The sequence below is a fragment of the Amycolatopsis thailandensis genome (assembly GCF_002234405.1).
GTDB classification, from domain to species: domain Bacteria; phylum Actinomycetota; class Actinomycetes; order Mycobacteriales; family Pseudonocardiaceae; genus Amycolatopsis; species Amycolatopsis thailandensis.
Genome location: NZ_NMQT01000098.1, coordinates 1 through 24,356, shown reverse-complemented (window position 1 = coordinate 24,356; position 24,356 = coordinate 1). Strand labels below are relative to the sequence as shown.

The window sequence follows — 24,356 nt, the reverse complement described above, 5'->3', positions numbered from 1 at the left end:
CCTTTCATAGCAAAATTTGCTATGAAAGGCCCCTTCATTGCAGACGCGAGGGTGCCGGGATCAGCGCACGAGGCGCGAGAGCACGGGAGCGAGGTCGCCCCGCCCTCCCACCGCGACCCCGTCCAGCCCCTGCCATTCCGCCATCAGCCGCAGTTCTCCCGCCAGCTCACTCGCGACCCGCGCGACATCCACCCCAGGCTCCGCGAAAGCACCCTGGACGCGAAGCACGCCCGCGGCCCGATCGCATTTGAGGTCCACCCTGCCGACGAGTTCGCCGTCGAGCAGGAACGGGAACACGTAGTACCCGTAGATCCGCTTCGGCTCGGGGACGTAGATCTCGATGCGGTAGAAGAAGTCGAAGATGCGCTCGGTCCGGGCGCGTTCCCAGATCAGCGGGTCGAACGGCGACAGCAGCGCACGGCCGGTGACCGTGCGAGGCGCCTTCGCCGCGACGTGCCGATACGCCGGGGCGGGCCAGCCGTCCACGATCACCGGTTCCAGCACACCCGCGTCGACCAGTTCGGCCACCGCCCGCTTGCTGACGTCGGGGCCGAGCCGGTAGTAGTCCCGCAGGTCCGGTTCGGTTCCGATGCCCAGCGCGACGGCCGCGCGGGTGATCAGTTCGCGGGCGCCTTCCTCCGGGCTCACCCGCCGCGACAGGATCTCCGGCGGCACGACACGTTCGGTCAGGTCGTACAGCCGCTCGAACGACCGGCGCGTGCCGGTGGTCAGCTGTCCCATGCCGAACAGCCACTCGCAGGCCTTCTTGACCTCCGACCGCTCCCACCACGAGCCCGGCTTGTACCCGCCCGAATCACTTTCCAGCGCGCGCTCGATGCCTCCCGCGCCGATCGGTCCCCGTTCCTTGACCACGGCGAGGATGTCGTCCACCAGCTGGGGCGTCTGCTCCAGCACGCGCGCGTAGTTCGTCCACCAGCCCATGCGCTTCGCCCCGGACCGCAGCAACGGCCAGTCCGCCACCGGTAGCAAACTCGCCTCGTGCGCCCAGGATTCGACCAGCAGCCGGGGCTTGCGCGCGGAATGGGACCACGCCGCGTCGTCCACCAGCGCGGGTTCGTACGCGCCGAGCCGGGAGAAGATCGGCATGTAGTGCGCGCGGACCGCGACGTTCACCGAATCCAGTTGCAGCAACTGGGTTCGCGACAACACGCGTTGCAGATGCCGTCTCGTCACCGCCCCGCTCGGCCGTGCTTCGGCGAATCCTTGCGCGGCCAGGGCGATCCGGCGCGCGACCGGCCCGCTGATGGTCGAAGTGCTCATCGTCCGAATGGTGCCATCCGCCACCGACAGTTTCCGGCGGTCCGACTAGATTCTCCGCATGGCCGCCGCCGAAGTCCGCCCCGCAGTCGTGTCCGACGCCCCCGAGATCGCGCGTATCCAGCGCGACACGTGGAAAAGCGCCTACACGGAACTGCTCGGCGAAGCGGCTGTCGCCGGGCTCGACGTCGCCGAGCTCGAAAAGACCTGGGCCGAAACGATCGAGTACCCGGGCACACGCGTCTTCCTCGCCACCGAAGGCGAGTTCACCGTCGGCTTCTGCGTCGCGGGTCAGGCTCCGGAGAGCGAAGTGTCCACCGCCGACGGATCGCTGCCCGACGACGCCTCGACGACGGCGCTCATCGCCTCGCTGCTGGTCGAGCCCCGTTGGGGACGGCGCGGGCACGCGGGACGGCTGCTGGCGAACGCGTCGGCCTGGCTGCGCGAGGACGGCGCCACCCGCGGGATCAGCTGGGTCGCCCAGACCGATCACGCGTCACTGGGGTTCTTCCGCCGCGCGGGCTGGTCCCCGGACGGAACCGTCCGCATCCTCGACACCGGAAGCACGAACGTGCGCGAAGTCCGGCTCACCGGCGGCCTCGACCTCGAGCTCACTCCCTGACTTCGCGAACACGACCCAGCGCATCACCGAGTACATGAAGACGCCTTCGCACGCCCCGGCGATGAGCCGGGAAAGGCGATAGTCGACGCCCAGCGCGGCCAGCCCGGCGCCGACACCGAGCAGGAACGCCAGGTAGTTGATGACGATCGCGACGACGTACAGCACCGCCTGCCTGCCGACCGGCGCGTGCGAGCGGAAGTTCATGCTGCGGTTGAGCACGAAGCTCAGCCCGAACGCCACCCCGTAGGCGAGCGTGATCGCCAGCCACACCGGCAGGCCGAGCCAGCCGCGGAGCAGGGTCAGCAGGACCAGGTCGACCCCGAAGGTGAACCCGTTGATGAGCGCGAAACCGAGGAAGCTCGGCGCCACCAGCCGGGAAAGCCCGAAGGGGAGGCGCCGCACCACGGCCGCGCAGAAGTCGGCGAAGCGATCCGCGAAACCCTTGCCGCGGACCGCGTCGTGCACGTCGGCCACGAGCCCAGCATGGCAGCGGCAGGTGGCCGCGAGCCGACGAACAGGTGATCTTCTGGTGCGTGCCCGAGCGCGGTAACGGGGGCTGGCCCCAGTGCGACCCGTATTTCAGCTGATAGCTTGGAGAGGTCGAAGATAACGGGGAGGCAACGATGGTGGGCTGGTTGCTCCTGTCGTTCGGCGTCGCCTTCGGCTCGGCGATCCTTCCCGTGGTCAGCATCGAGATGTTCCTCATCGGCCTGTGCGCGAGCCAGCCGACTTTGCCGTGGCTGCTGCTCGGCGCCATCGTCGCGGCCGGTCAGGTCGGCGGGAAGACGCTTTACTACCTCGCCGCGAAGGGCACGATCAAGCTGCCGAAACCCCTGCACGACAGGCTGCACCGGGAGCGGCCGCCCACCCCGCGCCGGGAGAGGTGGCGGGCTCGCACCAAGAAGCTGCGCGCCCGGCTCGACGCCCTGCGCGAACGCTGTCACCGGCATCCGCACTGGATGGCGGGCACGTACGGGGTGAGTTCGATCCTCGGACTGCCGCCGTACATGGCCACGAGCGTGCTCGCGGGGCTGGTGAAGATGCCGCTGGTGAGCTTCCTGGCCACTGGTTTCCTGGGCCGCTGGCTGCGGTTCAGCCTGTTGGCCGCGTCACCCGCCCTGTTCGCCGGCTGGTTCCACTACTGACCTCACGCATTTAGTCCTCTGAATGCGGGAGGACCGAAGTACATGAAGGCCCCCTTCACTGCGCCTAGCGCAAGGAAGGGGGCCTTCATGTACTTCGGCGGGGTGTGACCTCAGCGGGAAGCGGCTTCGAGTTCGACGGCGCGCCGCATGGTCGCGCGGGCCCGCTTCCGGTCCCCCGCGATCTCGTACGCGTACGCCAGCCGGTACCAGACCCGCCAGTTATCCTGATCCGCCTCGACTTCGGCGCGGCGCTCGTCGAACCAGGCGTCCGCGGCGTCGCGATCCACCCGGCCCGAAGGCCGCCGCGGCAGATCGGACACGTCGGGCAAGCCGCCTTCTTCGTCCAGCCGCCGCGAGAGCCGCTGGATCTGGACGCCGGAACGCCAGGTGGTCGCGATGATCCAGACGCCGAGCAGCGGCAGCAGCAGGACACCGACACCGAAGATCACCGGCACCGTCTCGCCGGTACGCACCAGCGCGATGCCCCGGCCCGCCAGCAGGACGACGTAGACGGCGAGCGCCGCCGTCATCACCAGCGCGAAGTTGCGGGCCCTCACAGGTCGAGGACGTTCTCGAGACCGACCGTCAGGCCGGGCCGCGTGAGCACCGAGCGCACGCCGAGCAGCACACCGGGCATGAACGACGTGCGGTGCAGCGAGTCGTGCCGGATGGTCAGGGTCTCCCCCTCGCCACCGAACAGGATCTCCTCGTGCGCCACCAGACCGGGCAACCGGACCGAGTGCACGCGGACGTCGTCGACGAGCGCGCCGCGGGCACCGTCCACTTCGGACGTCGTCGCGTCTTCGCCGGGCGCGAGACCGGCTTCCGCACGGGCCTCGCCGATCAGGCGCGCGGTGTGCGCGGCGGTACCGGAGGGCGCGTCGGCCTTGCGGTTGTGGTGCAGCTCGATGACCTCGGCCGAGTTGTAGAACCGGGCCGCCTGCTGGGCGAACCGCATCGCCAGCACCGCGCCGAGGGCGAAGTTCGGCGCGATGAGCACGCCGAGCGACGGGTCGGCGGCGAGCCACGTCCGCAGCTGCTCAAGCCGTTCCTCGCTGAATCCGGTGGTGCCGACGACGGCGTGGATCCCGTTGCCGGTCAGGAACTCCAGGTTGCCCATCACCGCTTCGGGATGGGTGAAGTCGACGACGACCTGTGCCTGCTTGAGCGCCGACAAGTCGTCCCCGGCGTCGAGCGCGGCGACGAGTTCCAGGTCGTCGGCGCCGTTGACGGCGTTGACCACTTCCTGGCCCATCCGGCCGCGTGCGCCCAGCACACCGACGCGAATTCCAGCGGTCATGATGCGATCACCTCGTGCAGATCGTCCGGCAGGTCGTCGGCGTGAGCGTACGGCCCGACGACCGCCGCCGCCGACACGCCACCAGGGCGGTGCAGCAGAGTGCGAGCGAGCGCACAGACCTCTTCGGTGGTGACGGCGTCGATCCGCGCCACCGTGTCGTCGACGCCGAGATACCGGCCGTAGTTCAGTTCGTTCTTGCCGATGCGCGACATCCGCGACGAGGTGTCCTCCAGACCGAGCACGAGCCCGCCCCGCAACTGCCCCTTCGCCCGCGCGACCTCGGCTTCGCTCAGCCCGTCCTTGCCGACGAGTTCGAGCACCTCGCGGATCACCCCGGCGACCTCGCCGAGCTTCTCGGGCTGACAGCCCGCGTACACGGCCATGTGACCGGCGTCGGCGTAGCTCGCGACGGACGAGTACACCTGGTACGCCAGCCCGCGCTTCTCGCGGACCTCCTGGAACAGGCGCGAACTCATCCCGCCGCCGAGCGCGGCGTTGAGCACCGACTGCGCGAACCGCCGGTCGTCGTGCCGCGGCAGCGAACGCAGGCCGAGCATCACGTGCGCCTGCTCGGTGTCGTCAGTGTGCAGCGCGAGTTTCGGCGCCATCGCGATCCGCGCCCGCCCGCCGCGCGGCGGCACCGGCGTCGCCGATCCGGTCAGCCTGTTCCGCAAAGCCTTGCGCACCAGGCGAAGCACCTGGCCGTGCTCGATATTCCCGGCGACGGCGAGCACCATCCGGGGCAGCGTGTAGCGGCGCCGGTAGAACCCGCGCAGCGCCGACGCCGACATCTCGATGATGGACTTCTCGCTGCCGAGCACCGGACGCCCGAGCGCGTGATCGCCCAGGATCGCGCCGACGAACGTCTCGTGCAGCAGGTCTTCCGGGTCGTCGTCCCGCATCGAGATCTCTTCGAGCACGACACTGCGCTCGGTCTCGACGTCCTTGTCCGTGCACAGCGCCTCGAACACCACGTCGGTGACGAGGTCCATCGCGAGTGGCAGGTCCTCGTCGAGCACCTGCGCGTAGTAGCAGGTGTGTTCCTTCGCGGTGAACGCGTTGAACTCCCCGCCGACCGCGTCGATCTCCTCGGCGATCTGGGTGGCGTCGCGGTTCTTGGTGCCCTTGAACAGCAGGTGTTCGAGGTAGTGCGCCGCACCTTCGACCGACGACGGCTCGTCCCGCGATCCGACGCCGACCCACAGCCCGACCGTCACGGACCGGGAAGCCGGGACGTGCTCGGTGATGACCCGGAGGCCACCGGCCAGCACACTGCGCTTGACCACCGCACCGTCCGAAGTGGACTCCAGCGTGCGGGTGCTGCCGATGGGCTGTTCGTGCCCGGAGATCTGACGAGCCAACGGATCCCTTACTCACATGTCAGGAAAGGGTCGTTCAGGACGAAAAATGTCCTGAACGACCCTTTCATGACGTTTCACATCGGTCTGGCAGGACTACTACGCGTCGGCCTTCGGGGCCTCGGCCTTGTCGCCCTCGGCGGGCTTCTCGGCGGCGTCGTCTTCCTTGACCACGATCAGGCTGATCTTGCCGCGGTTGTCGATGTCGGCGATCTCGACGCGGAGCTTGTCGCCCACGTTGACCACGTCCTCGACCTTGGCGATCCGCTTGCCGTTGCCCAGCTTCGAGATGTGCACCAGGCCGTCCTTGCCCGGCAGCAGCGAGACGAACGCGCCGAACGCGGCCGTCTTCACCACGGTGCCGAGGAAGCGCTCGCCGACCTTGGGCAGCTGCGGGTTGGCGATGGCGTTGATCTTGTCGATCGCCGCCTCCGCCGACGGGCCGTCGGCCGCGCCCACGTAGATCGTGCCGTCGTCCTCGATGGAGATGTCGGCGCCGGTCTCCTCGGTGATCGAGTTGATCATCTTGCCCTTCGGGCCGATGACCTCGCCGATCTTGTCCACCGGGATCTTCACACTGGTGACGCGCGGGGCGTACGGGCTCATCTCGTCCGGGCCGTCGATCGCCTCGGCGATGACCTCCAGGATGGTGAGGCGAGCGTCCTTCGCCTGCTTCAGCGCGGCCGCGAGGACCTCCGACGGGATGCCGTCGAGCTTCGTGTCGAGCTGGAGCGCGGTGATGATGTCCTTGGTGCCGGCGACCTTGAAGTCCATGTCGCCCATGGCGTCCTCGGCACCGAGGATGTCGGTCAGCGCGACGTAGCGGGTCTCGCCGTCGACCTCGTCGGAGATGAGGCCCATGGCGATGCCAGCGACCGGCGCCTTCAGCGGGACACCCGCGTTCAGCAGACCCATGGTCGAGGCGCAGACCGAGCCCATCGAGGTGGAGCCGTTGGAGCCCAGCGCCTCGGAGACCTGGCGGATCGCGTACGGGAACTCGTCCCGCTTCGGCAGGACCGGGACCAGGGCGCGCTCGGCGAGCATGCCGTGGCCGATCTCGCGCCGCTTCGGCGAACCGACGCGGCCGGTCTCGCCGGTGGAGAACGGCGGGAAGTTGTAGTGGTGCAGGTACCGCTTCGTGGTCTCCGGGGAGAGCGAGTCGATCTGCTGCTCCATGCGGAGCATGTTCAGCGTGGTGACGCCCAGGATCTGGGTCTCACCGCGCTCGAACAGCGCGGAACCGTGCGCCCGCGGGATCACGGCGACCTCGGCGGCGAGCGACCGGATGTCGGTCAGGCCGCGGCCGTCCATGCGGATCTTGTCCGTGAGGACGCGCTTGCGCATGATCTTCTTCGACAGGGCCTTGAACGCCGCGCCGATCTCCTTCTCGCGGCCCTGGAAGGCTTCGCCCTCGCCCAGGCCGATCTTCTCCAGCACCGCGGCCTTGACCTGGTCGGTCGCGTTGTCGCGGTCCTGCTTGCCCGCGATGGTCAGGGCGTTGGCGAGGTCGTCGGTCGCGATGGCGGCGACGGCTTCGAACGCGTCCTGCTCGTAGGCGAGGAAGACCGGGAACTCGCCGGTCGGCTTGGCGGCCAGCTCGGCCAGCTGCTGCTGGGCCTCGCACAAGACCTTGATGAACGGCTTCGCGGCTTCGAGGCCCTCGGCGACGGCGATCTCGTCCGGCGCCTTGCCGCCCGCGGCGATCAGGTCGAGCGTCTGCTCGGTGCCCTCGGCCTCGACCATCATGATCGCGACATCGTCACCAACGATGCGACCGGCGACCACCATGTTGAAGGTGGCCTCTTCGAGCTGCTTCCAGGTCGGGAACGCGACCCACTGGCCGTCGATCAGCGCGACGCGGACGCCGCCGACCGGGCCCGAGAACGGCAGGCCGGCGATCTGCGTCGAGGCCGAGGCCGCGTTGATCGCGAGCACGTCGTACGGGTCGTCCGGGTTGAGGCTCTGGACGGTGATGACGACCTGGATCTCGTTGCGGAGACCGTCGGCGAACGACGGGCGCAGCGGCCGGTCGATCAGGCGGCAGGTCAGGATCGCGTCGGTCGACGGGCGACCCTCGCGGCGGAAGAACGCGCCGGGGATGCGTCCGGCGGCGTACATCCGCTCCTCGACGTCCACGGTCAGCGGGAAGAAGTCGAAGTGGTCCTTCGGGTGCTTCGACGCGGTGGTCGCCGAGAGCAGCATGGTCTCTTCGTCGAGGTACGCGACGACGGCGCCGGCGGCCTGACGGGCCAGGCGGCCGGTCTCGAAGCGAACGGTGCGGGTGCCGAAACGGCCGTTGTCGATCACGGCTTCGGTTTCGTGCACGGTGACTCCGGTGGAGTCGGTCATAGGGTGTATCTCCTCTTTTGATCCTCTGTAACGGCGCGAGTCTCCCACCCTGGGACCTGTTTCGCCTGCGGACGCTCGAGGAGTGAGGCCGGTCTTCGATCGAAGCCCCCGGGCCGTTGCCCGGGAACCACTACCGAGGACCGGCGGACGGTTCCCCGGGCGCGCTCGCGCCGCGTTGTTTCTTAGACCGAGGGGGAGCGACCGATGTGGTCACTCCCCCTCGGGTTCAAGCTATCGGCGAAGGCCGAGACGCTGGATCAGCGCACGGTAACGCTCGATGTCCACCTTCATCACGTAGTTCAGCAGCCGGCGGCGACGGCCGACCAGCAGCAGGAGCCCGCGACGGGAGTGGTGGTCGTGCTTGTGAGCCTTGAGGTGCTCGGTGAGGCCGACGATGCGCTTGGTCAGCAGCGCGACCTGGGCCTCCGGGGATCCGGTGTCCGAGTCGTGCACGCCGTACTCGGCAAGGATCGACTTCTTCTCTTCGGTGGACAAAGCCACAGTGGTGCTCCTAGATATTCTGTGCCGTGCGGCCCGGACGATGCTTCACGCCGGGTGAGACGGTCACGGCCGCCACGGACTGCAGCCGGACCCAATCATCGAGGTTACCAGCCTCGTGATCAGCGGCTTCAGGCGCGGGCGTGGTTCAACGCGTACGACCGGATCACCCGGTAGCGCGGCAAGCCCCGCTCATGGTCACTGCTCATCAGAACGGCCTCGGTCGCCGTCCAAGTCTCACTGGTGAATCCGGCCAGCCGCTCCTCCCACGCGCTCGCGGCTTCCGGCCGGTCGCGGGGGAAGCGGGCCAGTGTCAGGTGGGCCACGTACGGCCTGCCTTCACTCTCCGCGCCGGCCTTGACGGCCAGCTCGTGGAGCCCGGTTCCGGTGACACTCAACCACAGGACCCCGGGGAATGTCGCGGCCTTTTCCAGCCGGAGGTCGATCGGCCCCGTCCCGACGAGGCGTTCAGCCAGCCAGTCGCCCCGCTCGGCCGCGCCGTCCTCGCCGTAGAAACCGAGGGTGATGTGCCAGTTCTCGCGCCCTGACCAGCGGAAATCGCCCTGCTCGGGTGTCCCCAGAGCGGTGGCGACCTCGTCGAGGACGCCGTCCGGCGGGATCAGGGCGCTGAAAAGCGTCATCGTCAGGTGTGCTTGGCCGCCCGGCGCAGCAGATCCGCCAGTGCCGGGAAGTCCTCGTCGAGCAGCTTCGCGGCTTCGGTGAGGTCTTCGTCCTCGCCGATGTCTTTCAGCGCCACGAGCACACCCTGGTCGTCGGCGACGGCTCCGACCGGGATGCTGTCCCGGCCCACCGTCGGCCGCGAGTCGCGGACGTCTTCCAGCGCCTCCTGCATGGCCTTGCGGTCCCCCGCGGCGACCGCCGGGACCAGCACCTTGCGCTCCAGCATGATCATCTTCGCGAGCACGACCGGGTTGCCGATCTTCGCCCGCCGCCCGCTCATCACCTGGCTGAGCATGGGGGCGCTGATACCGAGGACCTCGGCGAGGAAGGCCTGGGAGATGTCGAACGCGACCACCAGTCTCCGCACCCGATCGCCGAGCGGCTCCCCGTACCACTCCTTCTGCAGCGCGATGTTCCGCTGGACGATCTTGTGGTCCTCCACCTGGTCCGCTCCCCTAACCCCGTCGAACACCCTGCGCGGTCCGTGACATCTTGCCACCGGAACGCACCGTGACGGGTGTGTTTGTCGATTCTCGTCCGGCTCCGTCCGGGGCCGGTCAGTCCTGCTCGCCCAGCATTTCCCTCGTCCGCGCGACATCCTCGTCGATCTGCTTCACCAGACCTTCCGACGTCGGGAAACGGACCTGATCCCGCAGCTTGGCGACGAAATCGAGCGCGACGTGCTGCCCGTAGAAATCCTCGTCGATGTCGAGGACGAAGGCCTCGACGGTGCGTTCCCGCCCCGAGAACGTCGGGTTCGTCCCGACCGAGACGGCGGAGCGAAGCCGTCGGCCAGGATCCGACGAACGGGTGAACCAAGCACTGTAGACACCGTCGGCGGGCACGGCGGCGAACCGCGGCGTCGACAGGTTCGCCGTCGGGTAGCCGAGATCGTGCCCCCGGCGGTCACCGCGGACGACGATGCCCTCCAGCCGGTGCGGCCTGCCGAGCGCCTCGGACGCCGCGACGACGTCGCCGGCGTCGATGCACGAGCGGACGTAGGTCGAGGAGAAGGTGATCTCGTTGTCCGCCTGCTCCTGGGCGAGGAGCCCTTGCAGTTCCGCCCCGTGCGCCACGAAACCGAACCGTTTGCCCAACGTGCGCAGCAGGTTGACGTCACCGGCGGCCTTCGCGCCGAAGGTGAAGTTCTCCCCCACGATCACCGCGGCCGCGTGCAGTTTGTCCACCAGGACCTCGTGCACGAACTCGTGCGCGGTCAGCCGCGACAGTTCGAGGGTGAACGGCAGCACGCAGAAGACGTCCACACCGAGGCCCTCGACCAGTTCCGCCTTGCGGCGCAACGTGGTCAGCTGCGCGGGATGACTGCCCGGCCGGATCACCTCCGACGGATGCGGGTCGAAGGTCAGCACCACACTCGGCACGCCGCGTTCGGCGGCGGCGCGGACCGTCCTCGTGATCAGCTCCTGATGCCCGCGGTGCACGCCGTCGAAGACGCCGATCGTCACCACGCACCGTCCCCAGCTCCCGGGGAGGTCACCCAAACCACGCCAACGCTGCACTTGTAGCCCCGTCTCCTCCAGGCCTGCTCCGAACACCACCCTAGGCCGTGTCCTGCAAGGCACGCTCGCGGGCTTCGCGCCCAGGTGGCCCCTGACGGCACGGGCGAATACGCCCGAGTACAACCCGGTACGAGGGCGATCCGCCCGCACCGTCAGGAACCACCTGGATCACGAAGCCCATCGACCGGCCTTACAGGACACGACCCTAGGCGGGCAGCAACACGACCACCGAGCGGGCCAGTTCGCCTTCGTCCGCGGCGAGCGCGAGCACCCGGCCGTCCGGACCGAACATCCCGTACGTGCCTTCGATCCCGGCCGCGGGCACCCTCTGTCCATATCGGACCGCCTGGGCCGCGCGGGCGTCCAGGTCGCGGCGCGGGAACGCGGCGGCGACGGCGGCGTCGAGATCGAGCGACAGCTCCGGCTTGTCTTCGAGCTGATCGAGCGTGCGGGCCTTGGCGAGGGTGAACGGCCCGACCGTGGTGCGCCGCAACGCGAGCAGATGCCCGCCGACACCGAGTCCGGCGCCCAGATCGCGGGCCAGCGCCCGGACGTAGGTCCCCGACGAACACTCGACGACGGCGTCGAGTTCGATCCGGCCCGCCTCGCGGCGGGTGGCGAGCAGGTCGAAGCGGTGCACGGTGACCGGACGCGGCGGGATGACGACCTCTTCGCCGGCGCGAACGCGGGCGTAGGCGCGTTTGCCGTCGATCTTGACCGCGCTGACCGCGCTCGGCACCTGCTGGATGTCGCCGGTCAGCGCGGCGATCCCGGCGGCGATCTCGTCGTCGGTGATCTTCTCGACGGCGTCCGCGGCGGCTTCGGCGATCGGCTCGCCCTCGGCGTCGTCGGTCGTGGTCGACAGTCCCAAGGAGAGGGTCGCGAGGTAGGTCTTGCGGTCCAGGGCGAGGTGGCCGAGGAGTTTGGTCGCGCGTTCGATGCCGAGCACCAGGACACCGGTGGCCATCGGGTCGAGGGTGCCGGCGTGCCCGACCTTGCGGGTGCCCATGAAGCGCCGCGCTTTGGCGACGACGTCGTGGGAGGTCATCCCGGACGGCTTGTCGACGATGACGAGACCGGGCGGCGGGGCGGGACGTTTCTTGGCTTGAGCCTGATTGGGGCGCGACACGGCCCGAACCCTATCTTTCGGGCCTTCGCCTAGGACGAGACGGGCAGCGGCGCTTCGGCGTCCCAGCGGCGCCGCCGGATCTGCACCGGGATCCGCTCGCCGCGGGCCTCGGCCTCGAACAGCGCGGCGCGGGTGCGCCGCCACCACACGAGCATCCGGAAGGTGCCGAACGCCAGCACCGCGACGACCGACAGCAGCGCGAGCCGGAACGCGCCGCCCGTCCACTCCAGCAGGACGCCGACGGCGAGCGCGGAGATGGTCGTGGCCACGAATCCGCCGACGTTCACGACACCGGTCGCGGTGCCGACGCGCGAGAGCGGGTTGTAGTCCCGCGCCAGCGCGAAGCCGATCATCGACGCGGGGCCGCCGAGGGAGAGGAAGGCGAACGCGGGGACGAGGACCGCCATCGGAGTCGTCCCGCTCCAGCCGAGCAGCACCGCCCACATCACCGCGGCACCGCCGATGTACCCGCCGACGAGCGGCATCCGCAGCGACGGGCGCCGTCCGATCAGGCCGCCGATCACCGGGCCGCCGATCATCGAGCCGAACACGAACACGATCAGCAGCGAACTCGCGGTGGACTTCGGATAGCCCTGTCCCTGCACCAGGAACGGGACGCCCCACAGCATGGTCAGCACGTTGGGCGCGAACATCGTGCTGAAGTGGACCCAGAAGCCGAGCCGGGTCCCCGGGGTGCGCCACGCTTCGGCGACCTGGCGGCCGAGCAGTTTCGGATGCACCTTTTCGCGCACGGGCTCCGGCTCGCCGGGCGGGTTGTCCTTGACCCGGAGGGCGACGACGGCGGAGTACAGCGCCGTCACCAGCCCGACGGCGAGGAACGTCGGGGTCCAGCCGGGACCGTCGAGCAGCAGGCCGAGCGGGACGGTCGCGGCGAGGTTGCCGACGTAACCGATGGCCCCGGTCAGCGCGGCGAGCAGGGCGTATTGACGGCCGGGGAAATGCGCGGCGATCAGCCGCATGATGCTCACGAACGTCAGCGCGTCCCCGAAGCCGACGACGGCGCGGGCGAGCAGGCCGAGCGGGTACGAATCGGCGGTCGCGAGCAGGATCTGGCCGAGTCCGAGGAAGAACACGGCGGCGGTGAGCACGCGGCGCGGGCCGTAGCGGTCGACGAGGACACCGGTGGGGATCTGCATCGAGGCGTAGACGCCGACCTGCAGGACGGTGAACGTGCCGAGCGCGGCCGCGCCGACGCCGAAGCGGTCGGCGGCCTGGAGCCCGGCGACGCCGAACGAGGTGCGGTGGAAGACGGCGAGGAGGTAGACGGTGACGGCGGCGAACCAGATGAACCAGGACCGGCGGGTGGCTCGGCCTGTCACAGTGATCCTCCTCGAGAACGGTTTTCGGGCAAAGAAAGACGCCCGCGCTGCCGCCTCATATAGTTGTAGCTCCTAAGCAACGGCGAAACATACCCGTTACCCGGGTGGTTTTCGCCACAGCACGCGATGGCCTCGGTGCTGGTGAGCGCGTGTCATGAGGGGTCCCCTCAGGACATTTTCCGTCCCATGGGGACCCCTCATGACACTCCTCAGGCAGCGCGGACGGCGCCCTCCACGGCCCACCGCCCCGAACGCCACCGCACCAGCAGGGTCGCCAGCCGCAGCAGCATGAACAGCGAGAGCCCGGTCCAGATCCCGGCCAGGCCCCAGCCGAACGCGAGCGACAGCCAGATCAGCGGCAGGAACCCGAGCGCCGCGCTCAGCAGCGTCGCGTTGCGCAGGAACGCGGCGTCGCCCGCGCCGAGCAGGACGCCGTCCAGCGCGAACACCACCCCGGCGATCGGTTGCAACGCGACGAAGAACCACCACGCGTGCGGGATCTCGCCGAGCACGGCCGCGTCCGAGGTGAACACCCTCGGCAGCACCCCGGCCAGCGACGCGAACACGACACCGAGGAAGCAGCCGAAGATCAGCCCGTACACCGTGATCTGGCTCGACACCCCGCGCGCCCGTTTGCTCGCGCCGGCACCGAGGGCGGCCCCCACGAGCGACTGCGCGGCGATCGCGAGCGAATCGAGCACGAGCGCGAGGAACGTCCACAGCTGCAGCACGACCTGGTGCGCGCCGACGGCCTCGGTGGACGTCCGCGCGGCCACCGCGGCGGCGGAGACGAAACACGCTTGGAAGGCGAGGCTGCGCAGCACCAGGTCCCGGCCGAGGCCGAGCTGGGCGCGCATCACCTTCGGCTCCGGGCGCAGCGGGACCCGCTCCCGCACCAGCGCCACGATGAACAGCGACGCCGAGATGACCTGAGCGACGACGTTCGCGATCGCCGAACCTTCCAGCCCCCAGTCCGCGCCGTACACCAGCACCGGGCACAGGACGGCGGAGATCCCGTTGCCCGCCAGGACATAGCGCAACGGTTTCGCGGAATCCTGGACACCGCGCATCCAGCCGTTGCCCGCCATCGTGATCAGGATGAACGGGGTCCCGAACAGCGCGATCCGCAGCCAGGAGACGGCGGCTTCGGTGATCGCGGCGTCCCCGGAGAGGACCCGCGCGATGGGCGCGGCCAGCAGCTGCCCGGCGACGATCACGACCAGCCCGACGATCACCGCCAGCCAGGTCGCCTGGACGCCCTCGCGGACCGCGTCACCCCGTCGTCCGGCGCCGTGCAGCCGTGCCGTCCGCGACGTGGTGCCGTAGGAGAGGAACGTCAGCTGGCTCGAAACCTGCGACAGCACGACACCGCCGACGGCGAGCCCGGCCAGCGGCAACGCGCCGAGGTGCCCGACGACGGCCGTGTCCACCAGGACGTAGAGCGGTTCGGCGGCGAGCACACCGAGCGCGGGCACGGCGAGACCGAGCACGCGTTTCGGGGGGACACGCTCGTCGACTTCGGAAGCTTCAGGCACCGATGCAGACTAGACGTCTGGTACGACAGTCCCAGTCGCCGGGAAGATCAGCGGAGGAACGGTTCGTACCGTTCCCGCTGACGGAGCGACTCGATCTGCCGCACGGTGTCGAGCGCGACGCTGACGAGGAAGACGAGCACCACCAGGAGGGTCACCCCGGCGAAAGGAACCCTCGGGCTCACGTCCAGCAAGGCCAGGCCGACGGCCGGGATCAGCGCGACCACACCCGAGCAGAGCGCTCCGACGCCGATGATCCGGTGCCGCACGTAGCCGATGTAGTCGGCCGTCCACGGGCCCGGCCGGATCCCGGGGACGAAGCCGCCCACGCGCACGAGATCACGGGTCACCTGGTCGATGTCCATCGTTCCCACCGCCCGAAGGAAGGCGAAGAGGCACACGAGCACGAAGTAGATCGCGATCCGCCCGGGGTTTCCCTCGTCGCGCAGCCAGTCCACGCCGGGCCAGAGCACCGGTAAGGACAGCAACACCGCGGCGAGGACGGCCGGGCTGTTCGACTGGGGGAACCGAAGCGGGATGTAGGACGGGCTCCCGCCGTAGGCGCGCACACCGATCATCCGTTTCGCGTACTGCACCGGGATCCGGCGCTGCGCCTGCGCGAAGACGATCGTGAGGACCGTGATCGACAACGTCACGACAGCCACGACCGCGATGGCGGCCCAGCCCTTCGTCTCGTACAGGCGCGGGAACCCCGCCGGCAGCACGGCCAGCACCTGCGTGAGGAGCAGGATCCGGACGCCGTCGCCGAATCCCCGGTCGGTGATCACCTCGGTCAGCCGCAAGACCACGGCGGCGCCCGCCGCCAGGCACGCCACCGCGACGGCTCCACCGAGGAAGTCCAAGCCGCGGAACACGACCACGGCGATGGCACCCAGCAGGCCGAGTACGACGGTGAGCCATCGCTGATACCGCAGCAACGCGCGGGCACCGGCTTCGCCTTCGGCCCGGAGCGCGGCCGGCCGCGGGATCAGGATGGTCAGCGCCCGCAGGACAGGCCGGGCCGCCAGGCAGGGAAGGACGCCGAACGCGAACACCGGCAGGGTGGACAGGCCACCCCCGGTCGCCAGGTCGAGGATCCAGCGCAGCGGGTGATCGGCTTCCGGCGCGCGGACGGTCACGTGGGGAGCGGGCAGGCTCTGACCCAGCCGGAACAGCACGATCACGCCCAGCGTGACCAGGATCCGGCGGCGGAGGGAAGCGTGAGCGTTCATCGCCGCTCACGCTAAGAACGGCCGATGAAATTACGATGACACCGGCCGTCACCGGGTCACAGCAGCGGCGCCCTCGACAGTGCCGTCCGCAGCTTGCCGAGCACCTCCTCCGCCGTGCCTTCCGCGGTGCACCCGGCCGCCTGCCGGTGCCCGCCGCCGCCCAGTTCCCCGGCCGCGGCCGAGACGTCGACACCGCCCGCCGAGCGCAGGGAGACCGTCCACCGCCGCAGCGGCCCGGTCGGTTCGGCTTCCTTGAGCACCACGGCGACCCCGGCCTCACGCGTGGACCGGATGACGTCGATGACCGCCTCGACCTCCTCCGCGCGCACGCTCCGCGCGGCGTCGAGGGTCACGACAGCGTGCGCGAGCCCGAAGCCACGCGCCTCGTCCGGTTCGAGCCGGGCCCCCGCGAGAACGTCCGAAAGCATCGGCAGCCACGCGAACGGGTGATCGTCGACGATCTCGCGGACCACCTTGTCCGGGTCGACCCCGGCTTCAAGCAGCTTCGCGGCCATCAAGTGGGTGGACGGCCGGGCGCGGCGGAACCCGCTCGTGTCGGTGACGAGCCCCGCGTACAGGCAGCGCGCGATCGGTTCGTCGATCTCGGCCCCGAGCTCTTGCAGCAACGCGAAGACAAGGACGGCGGTGGCTTCGGCGGTGTCGTCGACGACATGCGCCGTACCGAAGAAGACGTTCGACGCGTGGTGGTCGATCACCAGGACGTCGCCCCCGGCCGCGCGGACGGCGTCCACCCGCGGCGCGAGCTTCCCGAGCCTGCCCGGGGTGGGCGTGTCGAGCGCGACCAGCAGCTGTTCGCTCTCCGGCAGTTCGCTCGCGGGGACGTAGAGCCCGCCGACGTCCAGGCCGCGCAGGGTTTCCGGCATCTCTTCGGGCTCGCCGACGGAGACGCGGACCTTGGCGCCTCGCAACTGGAGCGCCCGGCCCAGTGCCAGCGCGCTGCCGAGCGCGTCGGCGTCCGGGCGGACATGCCCGAGCAAGGTCACGTCGTTCGCGCGCGCCAGGAGCGCGGCGGCTTCCTTCAGGTTCGGCACTGGAGTCGCTGTCACAATCAGTCAAGCTACGCTCTACCGGATGTCCGAGTACGCGATCCTGGTCTACCCGTCCGCCAACCGGGTCTACACCGACTCCACCCCGGCCCTGCTGCGCGCGGAGCTGGCGGTGTTCGGCCTGTCCGCGCTGGAGACCGAGATCTCGGAGATCGGCGAGACCGAACTCGGCGGCGTCGGCTACCTCACCTTCACCACGCCCGCCCCGTTGAGCGAGCGCGACCTCGCACTCCTTTCGAACCTTTCCGCGCTGTACGCGCTGTTCGAACTCAGCGACGGCGTCCTGAAGCCGGTGACGATCAGCCCGCTCGCGAACTTCGACTCGGATCTGCTGACCATTCAGAAGTACCCGGGCAAGACGAACGAACTGTTCACCAAACTGCTCGTCAACGTCACCTTGCTGTCGACGGCGGATCCGCCCGCGATGCTGGAGAAACCGCTGCACCTGCTGGATCCGCTGTGCGGCCGTGGCACCACGCTGAACCAGGCGATGATGTACGGCTTCGACGCGACCGGTCTCGACGTCGACGGCAAGGATTTCGACTCCTACGAGATGTTCGTCAAAACCTGGCTGAAGCAGAAGCGCATCAAGCACAGCGCGGAATCCGGCCAGGTGCGCCGCAACAAGGTCCGGTTCGGCAGGCGGCTCGACATCGGCTTCGGGATCACCAAGGAGCGGTACAAGGCCGGTGACGTCCGCAAGCTGACCTACCTCAACTGCGACACCCTCACCACGGACGAACTGCTGCGGCCGAACTCGGTGGATCTCATCGTCACCGACGCCCCGTACGGCGTGCAGCACGGCAGCCACCGCACCCAGGACGCGTCGCTCGCGCGCAGCCCGCGGGATCTGCTCGCGGCCGCCGTCCCGGTGTGGACGCGGGTCCTGCGGCCCGGCGGAGCGCTCGGCATCTCCTGGAACACCAACGTCGCGCCGCGTGAGGAACTCGCCGCGATCCTGGACAAGGCGGGGCTGGACGTCCGCGAGGACGGGCCGTACGCCGGGTTCGCCCACCGGGTGGACCAGGCGATCGTGCGGGACCTGATCGTCGCCGCCAAACCCGTCTGAGGCCGCTCATCCGAAGTACATGAAGGCCCCCTTCCTTGCGCCTAGCGCAGCGAAGGGGGCCTTCATGTACTTCGCGGCCACTCACGAGGCTTCCAGCATCTGGAACCGGCACCGGCCTCGTTGACCGGAACGGGCACAGCTTCCTAAAGTCGGCTCGACGAGAAGGAAAGCGGCGATCAATGCCGCGCCGACGACAATTCCTTTTCGGTCTTTCCCGCTTTCGGCGATTCCTGCTGCCCATTTCCATCGAGACAGGTGTCTTATGACGAGTGACCTGGACGCGCCTCCGGCACCTGCCCGGCCGGAGGAGGCGCTGAAGATCGTACCCGCCCGGCGGCCGCTGACCTGGCTGGCGGCGGCGGTGGTCGCCGTACTGGTGGCCATGGCCGGACACGCCCTGGTGACCAACCAGGCGTGGGAATGGTCGGTCGTCGCCGAGTACGTGTTCGCCGACGCCGTTCTCTCCTCGGTCGTCCTGACGGTGGAATTGACCGTGTTCGGCGTGGTCGCGGGATTCCTGCTGGGCACGGTTCTCGCGCTCATGCGCATTTCCCGGAATCCGCTCCTGCGGTCGGTCAGCTGGACTTACACGTGGATCTTCCGATCGGTACCGCTCATTCTCCAGCTGCTTTTCTGGTACAACCTCGCCATTCTCTACAACGAGATTTCCTTCGGCGTCCCGTTCGGCCCGTCGTTCGTCTCTTTCGACACGATGAGCCTGATCCCGCCGTTCCTCGCGGCGGGGCTCGGGCTCGGCCTGCACCAGGCCGCTTACTCCGGGGAAATCGTGCGCGCCGGATTCCTCGCGGTCGATCAGGGACAGCGGGAGGCGGCCGCGGCGCTGGGCATCCCGCCGGGGAGGCAGTTCCGCCGGATCGTGCTGCCGCAGGCGATGCGCTCGATCGTGCCGAACGCGGCCAACGAGATCATCGGCATGGTCAAGAACACTTCGCAGGTGTACGTGATGGCACTGCCGGAACTCTTCTACCAGGTCCAGGTGATCTACAGCCGCAGCGGCCGGGTGATCCCGCTGCTGCTGGTCGCCACCGCCTGGTACCTGCTGCTCACCACACTCCTTTCGGTGGCACAGTTCTACGTCGAACGCCACTACGCCAAGGGCGCGCTGCGCACCGTCCCGCCCACCCCCTTGCAGAAGGCCCGCGCCGGCCTCGCCAAACTGAAGGCGGCAGCCCGATGAGTGACCGCTTCAAGGTCGACGTCCGCGGCGTCCACAAGGCTTTCGGCGCGCTGACCGTGCTCGACGGGGTCGATCTCCAGGTCCGGCCCGGCGAGGTGACCGTGGTGCTGGGCCCGTCCGGCTCCGGCAAGTCCACCCTCCTCCGGCTCATCAACCACCTCGACCGCGCCGACCGCGGCTTCATCAGCGTCGGCGGCGAACTGATGGGCTACCGGCGTTCCGGCGACCGGCTGCACGAACTGCGCGAACGCGAGATCCTCAAGCAGCGCACGCGGATCGGGTTCGTGTTCCAGAACTTCAACCTGTTCGGGCATCTCACGACGCTGGAGAACGTCGTCGAGGCACCGATTTCGGCTCAGCGCCGGGCTCGCGCCGAGGCGACGGACCACGCGCGGGAACTGCTCGCGCTGGTCGGGCTCGCGGACAAGGCGGACGCCTATCCCCGGCAGCTCTCCGGCGGGCAGCAGCAACGGGTCGCGATCGCCCGCGCGCTCGCGGTGCGGCCCGAAGTCCTGCTGTTCGACGAGCCGACGTCCGCGCTCGATCCGGAGCTGGTCGGCGAAGTGCTCGACGTGATCAAGAAACTCGCCCGCGGCGGCACCACCATGATCGTCGTCACCCACGAAATCGGCTTCGCCAGGGAAGTGGCCGACACCGTGGTGTTCCTGGACGCCGGCCGCGTCGTCGAGCAGGGCCCGCCCGCACAGCTTCTCGACACGCCCGAGCATCCCCGCACCAGGGCGTTCCTCGAAAAGGTCCTTTAAGGAGTGTCACCGTGAAAAAGCTCTTGTACCCGATCCTGCTCCTGTCGACGGTCGCGCTGGCCGCGTGCGGGACGACCGAGGCCGCGGCCCCCGCCGCGCCTCAGCCGGGGACCTCGGGGATCAACATCACCGCGCAGCAGAACCGGGTCCGCGCGCAGAAGGTCGACGCCGTCGCGAATCTCGTACCGAAAGCGGTGCGCGACACCGGGAAACTGACCGTCGGTACCACCGGCAACGGCACTCCCCCGCTGTCGTTCCGCGCCGACGACGACAAGACGGTGATCGGCGTCGAGACCGACATCGCGCAACTGGTCGCGGACGTGCTGGGGCTGGAACTCGACCTTCAGGCGACGTCCTGGGAGAACCTCTTCCTCTCGGTGGAGACAGGCCAGTACGCGGCCGGGTTCTCGAACATCACGGTGACCGAGGAGCGCAAGGACAAGTACGACTTCGCCACCTATCGCAAGGACACTATCGCCTTCGAGGTCAAGAAGAACCGCGATGTGACGGTGAAGGAGCCCAAGGACATCGCCGGGCTCAAGGTGGGGGTGGGCTCCGGGACCAACCAGGAACAGATCCTGGTGCGCTGGGACGAGCAGAACAAGGCGGCCGGCCTGAAACCGGTGGAGTTCCAGTACTTCCAGAACACCACCGACTACTACCTGGCCTTGCAGTCCGGCCGGATCGACGCCTACGCGGGCCCCAACCCGACGGCCGCGTACCACGTCGCCGTGGACGGGCAGACGAAGATCGTCGGCACGGTCTCCGGCGGCGGCCAGATCCCGGCCGACATCGCGGCGATGACGAAGAAGGGCAACGGGCTCGCCGAACCGCTGCGCCAGGCCGTTCAGAGCGTGCTCGCGAACGGTCAGTACGCCGAGGTGCTCAAACGCTGGCACCTGGGGAACGAGGCCGTGGAGGCCTCGCGGATCAATCCGCCGGGCCTTCCGCGCAAGTAGTCCTCTGAATGCGGTAGTTCGCTTCGCCGACTACCGCATTTCGTCCTCTGGATGCGGTAGTTCGCGTTACCGACTACCGCATCCAGAGGACGAAACGCGGGGTCAGGCCAGGCGTTCCGCGACGAACTTCATCATCTCGGGCATGATGCCCCGCCAGTAATCGTCGTTGTGCTCGCCTTCGCTCATCTTCCCGACGGCCGGCTGCACCGCCTTGATGAGTTTGCGGTCGGCGCGGGCGAAGGGATCCGAGCTCCCGCACCACACCCCGGTGGACGACGCCGAGAGATCGCCGGTGTGCAGCAACGGCTCGTGGGATTCCCATTGCTCGCGATCCGCGAACACCTTGCGGGACTTGGCATCGGACCAGCTCACGAACAGCGCGGCGCTCGCCACGGCGACGGCCTTGAGGTTCTTGTGCTCGCGGGCGTAGCGCAACGCGCCGAAACCGCCCATCGAGATCCCGAACATCGCCGACGGCGGGCGCAATTGACGCTGGGAGAGCCAGCCGGGCAGTTCGTCGGCCAGCATCCGCTGCGGGTCGTCGGCCTTGCCGACGTCCACCCAGTAGTTGTCCCCGTCGACGGCCGCGACCGCGAAGGCGGGCAGCCCGGCCGAGACGGCTTGGTTCAACGCGTTCTGCACGTCGAGGTTCAGGAAGGTCCGGGCGTCCGCGCCACGTCCGTGCAGGGCGACACAGACCGGCAACCCGACCCGGGACACGCCGTCGGGGGCGATGATGACGAGGTTGACGTCACGGTTCCGGGCCGCGGACCGCATCTTCTGCACAGTGACCGCTTCGGTGAGCGGTGTCGGGGAAGTCGGTGGGGCCACCGGCGGCGGCCCCACCAAGGGTGCTTTCTCGGCGCCGCAAGCGGAAAGCAGCGCCGAGCCGCCGAGAGCCGCGGCTCCCAGCAGCAGGCCACGCCTGTTCAGGGCGTGGCCTGGTTCCTCAGCTGCGGGTCTCCTCATCGGCGAACTCATCGTCTGCGGCCTCTTCCCGTGGCGGCTTGTACGGGTCGGCTTCACCGGCGTGCTGTGCCCCGGTCGCCCGGCGGGCGACCTCCGCATCGGCTTCCCTGGCCTTCGCGAGGAGGTCCTCGATGTGCTTGGCTTCTTCAGGGATGCTGTCGGCCACGAAGGCCAGCGTCGGAGTGTAGCGGACTCCCGTGCCCTGACCGACCTTCGTGCGCAGGACGCCACGGGCGGACTCCAGCGCCGCCGCGGCACCGGCGTGATCGGGCGTGGACTCCAGGTTCTCGCCGAGCACCGTGTAGTAGACCGTGGCGTCGTGCAGATCCGCCGTGATCTTCGTGTCGGTGATGGTCACGTGATTGAGCCGCGGATCCTTGATGTCGTGCTCGATCGCGTGCGCGACGATCTGTGAGATCCGCTTGGCGAGCTTGCGAGCCCGAGCGGGGTCGGCCATGGGATTCTTCTCCTCGAAAGATCTTCCGTCAGTCATCCGGGCCGAGCAGCCGGCGGTGGGCGGAGAGCAGTTCGAACTCCGGCCTGCCGGCCACGAGGCGCTCACACGAGTCGAGCACGTCACGAATGTGCTCGCCACTCGCCGCGACCACGGCCACGCCGATCAGCGCGCGCCGGTGCAGGTCTTGATGACCGGCTTCGGCGACGGAGACGTCGAAACGCCTGCGTACCTCGGCCAGCACCGGCTTGATCACGGATCGCTTCTGCTTGAGCGAGTGAACGTCGCCCAGCAGGATGTCGAGCTCGAGAGCTCCTACGAACATGTGGGGTTCTGGGTTGTCTGGAAGGTGAAGCGGCGCTCCCCCGCCCAGATGCGGGGGAGCGCCGCCGTTTCACTTACGCACGCGGCTTTTCGCGCTGTTCGTACGTCTCGATGACGTCGCCGACCTTGAGGTCGCTGTACGACCCCAGCGTCAGACCACACTCGTACCCGTCGCGAACCTCGACCACGTCGTCCTTGAACCGCCGCAGCGAGCTGATCGGCAGGTTCTCGGCGATGACGGTCGCGTCGCGGAGCAGACGGGCCCGCGCGTTGCGGCGGATCTCGCCCGAGATGACGAGACAACCGGCGATGGTGCCGATCTTCGACGACTTGAAGACGTCGCGGATCTCCGCCTTGCCGAGCTCGACCTCTTCGTACTCCGGCTTGAGCATGCCCTTCAGAGCCTGCTCGATCTCCTCGATCGCCTGGTAGATGACCGTGTAGTACCGGACGTCGACGCCTTCGCGGGTGGCCCGCTCGGTCGCCTTGCCCTGCGCACGGACGTTGAAGCCCAGGACGATCGCGTCGGACGCGGTCGCCAGGTCGATGTCGGACTCGGTGACGCCACCGACACCACGGTGGACGACGTTGAGTTCGACGTCGTCGCCGACCTCGAGCTGCACCAGCGAGGCTTCGAGCGCCTCGACGGTACCGGAGTTGTCACCCTTGATGATCAGGTTGAGGCTGTTCGTCTCCTTCAAGGCGGAGTCGAGGTCCTCGAGGCTGACCCGCTTGCGGCGCGACGCGTTGAGGGCGTTGCGCGTCCGGGCGGAACGCCGCTCGGCGATCTGCCGGGCGACGCGGTCCTCGTCGACCACCAGGAAGGTGTCGCCCGCGCCCGGCACCGAGGTGAACCCGATGACCTGGACGGGACGCGACGGGTACGCCTCGGTGACGTCGACGTTGTGCTCGTCGACCATCCGGCGGACGCGGCCGTAGGCGTCACCCGCCACGACCGAGTCACCGACGCGCAGCGTGCCTCGCTGGACCAGCACCGTGGCCACCGGACCGCGGCCGCGGTCGAGGTGGGCCTCGATCGCGACACCCTGGGCCTCCATGTCCGGGTTGGCCCGGAGGTCCAGCGCGGCGTCGGCGGTCAGCAGGATCGCCTCGAGCAGGCCGTCGATGTTGATGTTCTGCCGCGCGGAGATCTCGACGAACATCGTGTCGCCGCCGTACTCCTCGGCGACCAGGCCGTACTCGGTCAGCTGCTGCCGGATCTTGTCCGGGTTCGCGCCTTCCTTGTCGATCTTGTTGATCGCGACCACGATCGGCGCCTTGGCGGCCTGCGCGTGGTTGATCGCCTCGACCGTCTGCGGCATCACACCGTCGTCGGCCGCCACCACGATCACCGCGATGTCGGTCGAGTTGGCACCACGGGCACGCATGGCGGTGAACGCCTCGTGACCCGGGGTGTCGATGAAGGTGATCAGACGCGGGTTGCCTTCGAGCTCGGTCTCGATCTGGTAGGCGCCGATGTGCTGGGTGATGCCACCGGCTTCACCTTCGCGCACCTTCGTCTTGCGGATCGTGTCGAGCAGGCGGGTCTTACCGTGGTCGACGTGACC

General features: G+C 68.9%; 24 protein-coding genes and 1 pseudogene. 6 read left to right on the top strand and 19 right to left on the bottom strand.

Annotated elements, in window-relative coordinates; translation table 11 throughout:
• Positions 1–60: 60 nt before the first annotated feature.
• Complete coding sequence (locus tag CFP71_RS27005; protein WP_093936754.1) at positions 61–1,281, bottom strand: winged helix-turn-helix domain-containing protein; 1,221 nt, start codon at positions 1,279–1,281, stop codon at positions 61–63.
• A 58-nt stretch (positions 1,282–1,339) separates the two neighbouring features.
• Here CFP71_RS27005 and CFP71_RS27000 point away from each other — a divergent pair, with 58 nt between their 5' ends.
• On the top strand, positions 1,340–1,900 hold the full coding sequence (locus CFP71_RS27000) for a GNAT family N-acetyltransferase (RefSeq protein WP_093936753.1): 561 nt from the start codon (positions 1,340–1,342) through the stop codon (positions 1,898–1,900).
• 66 nt (positions 1,901–1,966) lie between these two features.
• On the opposite strand, the pseudogene CFP71_RS45050 reads toward CFP71_RS27000, so the two are convergent.
• A pseudogene (locus tag CFP71_RS45050) lies at positions 1,967–2,269 on the bottom strand (GtrA family protein); the annotation flags it as partial.
• Positions 2,270–2,523: 254 nt separating this feature from the next.
• Between CFP71_RS45050 and CFP71_RS26990 the strand changes: the two are divergent.
• Positions 2,524–3,045, top strand: a complete 522-nt coding sequence (locus CFP71_RS26990) for a YqaA family protein (protein ID WP_093936751.1) — start codon at positions 2,524–2,526, stop codon at positions 3,043–3,045.
• 110 nt (positions 3,046–3,155) lie between these two features.
• Here CFP71_RS26990 and CFP71_RS26985 read toward each other — a convergent pair whose 3' ends face one another.
• The 13 genes from CFP71_RS26985 to CFP71_RS26925 form a co-directional block, all read right to left on the bottom strand.
• Complete coding sequence (locus CFP71_RS26985; protein ID WP_093936750.1) at positions 3,156–3,602, bottom strand: tetratricopeptide repeat protein; 447 nt, start codon at positions 3,600–3,602, stop codon at positions 3,156–3,158.
• On the bottom strand, positions 3,599–4,345 hold the full coding sequence (gene dapB, locus CFP71_RS26980) for a 4-hydroxy-tetrahydrodipicolinate reductase (RefSeq protein WP_093936749.1): 747 nt from the start codon (positions 4,343–4,345) through the stop codon (positions 3,599–3,601). Before dapB ends, CFP71_RS26985 begins: the two co-directional genes overlap by 4 nt.
• A complete protein-coding gene (locus CFP71_RS26975) occupies positions 4,342–5,706 on the bottom strand; it encodes a M16 family metallopeptidase (RefSeq protein WP_093936748.1) in 1,365 nt (454 codons plus the stop codon). The genes dapB and CFP71_RS26975 overlap by 4 nt, the downstream gene beginning before the upstream one ends.
• 96 nt (positions 5,707–5,802) lie before the next feature.
• Positions 5,803–8,052: a polyribonucleotide nucleotidyltransferase gene (locus tag CFP71_RS26970; RefSeq protein ID WP_093936747.1), complete on the bottom strand. Its 2,250-nt coding sequence runs from the start codon at positions 8,050–8,052 to the stop codon at positions 5,803–5,805.
• 231 nt (positions 8,053–8,283) lie between these two features.
• Positions 8,284–8,553 carry a 30S ribosomal protein S15 gene (gene rpsO, locus CFP71_RS26965; RefSeq protein WP_003084034.1) on the bottom strand — a complete coding sequence of 90 codons (270 nt, stop codon included), beginning with the start codon at positions 8,551–8,553 and terminating at the stop codon, positions 8,284–8,286.
• 128 nt (positions 8,554–8,681) lie between these two features.
• Positions 8,682–9,191, bottom strand: a complete 510-nt coding sequence (thpR, locus tag CFP71_RS26960; protein ID WP_093936746.1) for an RNA 2',3'-cyclic phosphodiesterase — start codon at positions 9,189–9,191, stop codon at positions 8,682–8,684.
• A 2-nt stretch (positions 9,192–9,193) separates the two neighbouring features.
• A complete protein-coding gene (locus CFP71_RS26955; protein ID WP_093936745.1) occupies positions 9,194–9,673 on the bottom strand; it encodes a helix-turn-helix domain-containing protein in 480 nt (159 codons plus the stop codon).
• 115 nt (positions 9,674–9,788) lie between these two features.
• Complete coding sequence (locus tag CFP71_RS26950; RefSeq protein ID WP_093936744.1) at positions 9,789–10,751, bottom strand: bifunctional riboflavin kinase/FAD synthetase; 963 nt, start codon at positions 10,749–10,751, stop codon at positions 9,789–9,791.
• Between the two features lie 205 nt (positions 10,752–10,956).
• Positions 10,957–11,880: a tRNA pseudouridine(55) synthase TruB gene (gene truB / locus CFP71_RS26945; RefSeq protein ID WP_093936743.1), complete on the bottom strand. Its 924-nt coding sequence runs from the start codon at positions 11,878–11,880 to the stop codon at positions 10,957–10,959.
• A gap of 29 nt (positions 11,881–11,909) precedes the next feature.
• Positions 11,910–13,220 carry an MFS transporter gene (locus CFP71_RS26940; RefSeq protein ID WP_208636046.1) on the bottom strand — a complete coding sequence of 437 codons (1,311 nt, stop codon included), beginning with the start codon at positions 13,218–13,220 and terminating at the stop codon, positions 11,910–11,912.
• Positions 13,221–13,429: 209 nt separating this feature from the next.
• The gene (locus CFP71_RS26935) at positions 13,430–14,755 is read right to left on the bottom strand and encodes an MATE family efflux transporter (RefSeq protein WP_093936741.1); all 1,326 of its coding nucleotides are present in this window, start codon (positions 14,753–14,755) and stop codon (positions 13,430–13,432) included.
• A 47-nt stretch (positions 14,756–14,802) separates the two neighbouring features.
• Positions 14,803–15,984, bottom strand: coding sequence for a preprotein translocase subunit SecY (locus tag CFP71_RS26930; protein WP_093936740.1), 1,182 nt, complete (start codon positions 15,982–15,984; stop codon positions 14,803–14,805).
• A 56-nt stretch (positions 15,985–16,040) separates the two neighbouring features.
• Entirely contained in the window at positions 16,041–17,036 is a 996-nt protein-coding gene (locus CFP71_RS26925) for a DHH family phosphoesterase (RefSeq protein ID WP_093936739.1), read from the bottom strand.
• Between the two features lie 40 nt (positions 17,037–17,076).
• On the opposite strand from CFP71_RS26925, the gene CFP71_RS26920 reads away from it, so the two are divergent.
• The 4 genes from CFP71_RS26920 (at position 17,077) to CFP71_RS26905 (ending at position 21,041) form a co-directional block, all read left to right on the top strand.
• The gene (locus CFP71_RS26920; RefSeq protein ID WP_167406290.1) at positions 17,077–18,120 is read left to right on the top strand and encodes a TRM11 family SAM-dependent methyltransferase; all 1,044 of its coding nucleotides are present in this window, start codon (positions 17,077–17,079) and stop codon (positions 18,118–18,120) included.
• Positions 18,121–18,382: 262 nt separating this feature from the next.
• The gene (locus CFP71_RS26915; protein ID WP_093936738.1) at positions 18,383–19,318 is read left to right on the top strand and encodes an amino acid ABC transporter permease; all 936 of its coding nucleotides are present in this window, start codon (positions 18,383–18,385) and stop codon (positions 19,316–19,318) included.
• A complete protein-coding gene (locus CFP71_RS26910; protein WP_093936737.1) occupies positions 19,315–20,082 on the top strand; it encodes an amino acid ABC transporter ATP-binding protein in 768 nt (255 codons plus the stop codon). Before CFP71_RS26915 ends, CFP71_RS26910 begins: the two co-directional genes overlap by 4 nt.
• 11 nt (positions 20,083–20,093) lie before the next feature.
• Positions 20,094–21,041, top strand: coding sequence for an ABC transporter substrate-binding protein (locus CFP71_RS26905; protein WP_093936736.1), 948 nt, complete (start codon positions 20,094–20,096; stop codon positions 21,039–21,041).
• Between the two features lie 102 nt (positions 21,042–21,143).
• Here the strand turns inward: CFP71_RS26905 and CFP71_RS26900 are convergent, their stop codons facing one another.
• The 4 genes from CFP71_RS26900 to infB form a co-directional block, all read right to left on the bottom strand.
• The gene (locus tag CFP71_RS26900) at positions 21,144–22,010 is read right to left on the bottom strand and encodes an alpha/beta hydrolase (RefSeq protein WP_093936735.1); all 867 of its coding nucleotides are present in this window, start codon (positions 22,008–22,010) and stop codon (positions 21,144–21,146) included.
• Positions 21,991–22,467 carry a 30S ribosome-binding factor RbfA gene (gene rbfA / locus CFP71_RS26895; RefSeq protein ID WP_093936734.1) on the bottom strand — a complete coding sequence of 159 codons (477 nt, stop codon included), beginning with the start codon at positions 22,465–22,467 and terminating at the stop codon, positions 21,991–21,993. The genes CFP71_RS26900 and rbfA overlap by 20 nt, the downstream gene beginning before the upstream one ends.
• Before the next feature lie 28 nt (positions 22,468–22,495).
• Complete coding sequence (locus CFP71_RS26890; RefSeq protein ID WP_093936733.1) at positions 22,496–22,789, bottom strand: DUF503 domain-containing protein; 294 nt, start codon at positions 22,787–22,789, stop codon at positions 22,496–22,498.
• 73 nt (positions 22,790–22,862) lie between these two features.
• Positions 22,863–24,356 (bottom strand): translation initiation factor IF-2 (infB, locus tag CFP71_RS26885; RefSeq protein ID WP_093936732.1); only part of this gene is annotated, 1,494 nt, incomplete at its 5' end.

Coding starts and splice junctions, on each gene's coding strand:
- CFP71_RS27005 (WP_093936754.1), bottom strand. CDS start 1,281: ATGAGCACTTCGACCATCAGCGGGCCGGTCGCGCGCCGGATCGCCCTG.
- CFP71_RS27000 (WP_093936753.1), top strand. CDS start 1,340: ATGGCCGCCGCCGAAGTCCGCCCCGCAGTCGTGTCCGACGCCCCCGAG.
- CFP71_RS26990 (WP_093936751.1), top strand. CDS start 2,524: ATGGTGGGCTGGTTGCTCCTGTCGTTCGGCGTCGCCTTCGGCTCGGCG.
- dapB (WP_093936749.1), bottom strand. CDS start 4,345: ATGACCGCTGGAATTCGCGTCGGTGTGCTGGGCGCACGCGGCCGGATG.
- CFP71_RS26970 (WP_093936747.1), bottom strand. CDS start 8,052: ATGACCGACTCCACCGGAGTCACCGTGCACGAAACCGAAGCCGTGATC.
- thpR (WP_093936746.1), bottom strand. CDS start 9,191: ATGACGCTTTTCAGCGCCCTGATCCCGCCGGACGGCGTCCTCGACGAG.
- CFP71_RS26930 (WP_093936740.1), bottom strand. CDS start 15,984: ATGAACGCTCACGCTTCCCTCCGCCGCCGGATCCTGGTCACGCTGGGC.
- CFP71_RS26920 (WP_167406290.1), top strand. CDS start 17,077: ATGTCCGAGTACGCGATCCTGGTCTACCCGTCCGCCAACCGGGTCTAC.
- CFP71_RS26915 (WP_093936738.1), top strand. CDS start 18,383: ATGACGAGTGACCTGGACGCGCCTCCGGCACCTGCCCGGCCGGAGGAG.
- CFP71_RS26910 (WP_093936737.1), top strand. CDS start 19,315: ATGAGTGACCGCTTCAAGGTCGACGTCCGCGGCGTCCACAAGGCTTTC.
- CFP71_RS26900 (WP_093936735.1), bottom strand. CDS start 22,010: ATGAGGAGACCCGCAGCTGAGGAACCAGGCCACGCCCTGAACAGGCGT.
- rbfA (WP_093936734.1), bottom strand. CDS start 22,467: ATGGCCGACCCCGCTCGGGCTCGCAAGCTCGCCAAGCGGATCTCACAG.
- CFP71_RS26890 (WP_093936733.1), bottom strand. CDS start 22,789: ATGTTCGTAGGAGCTCTCGAGCTCGACATCCTGCTGGGCGACGTTCAC.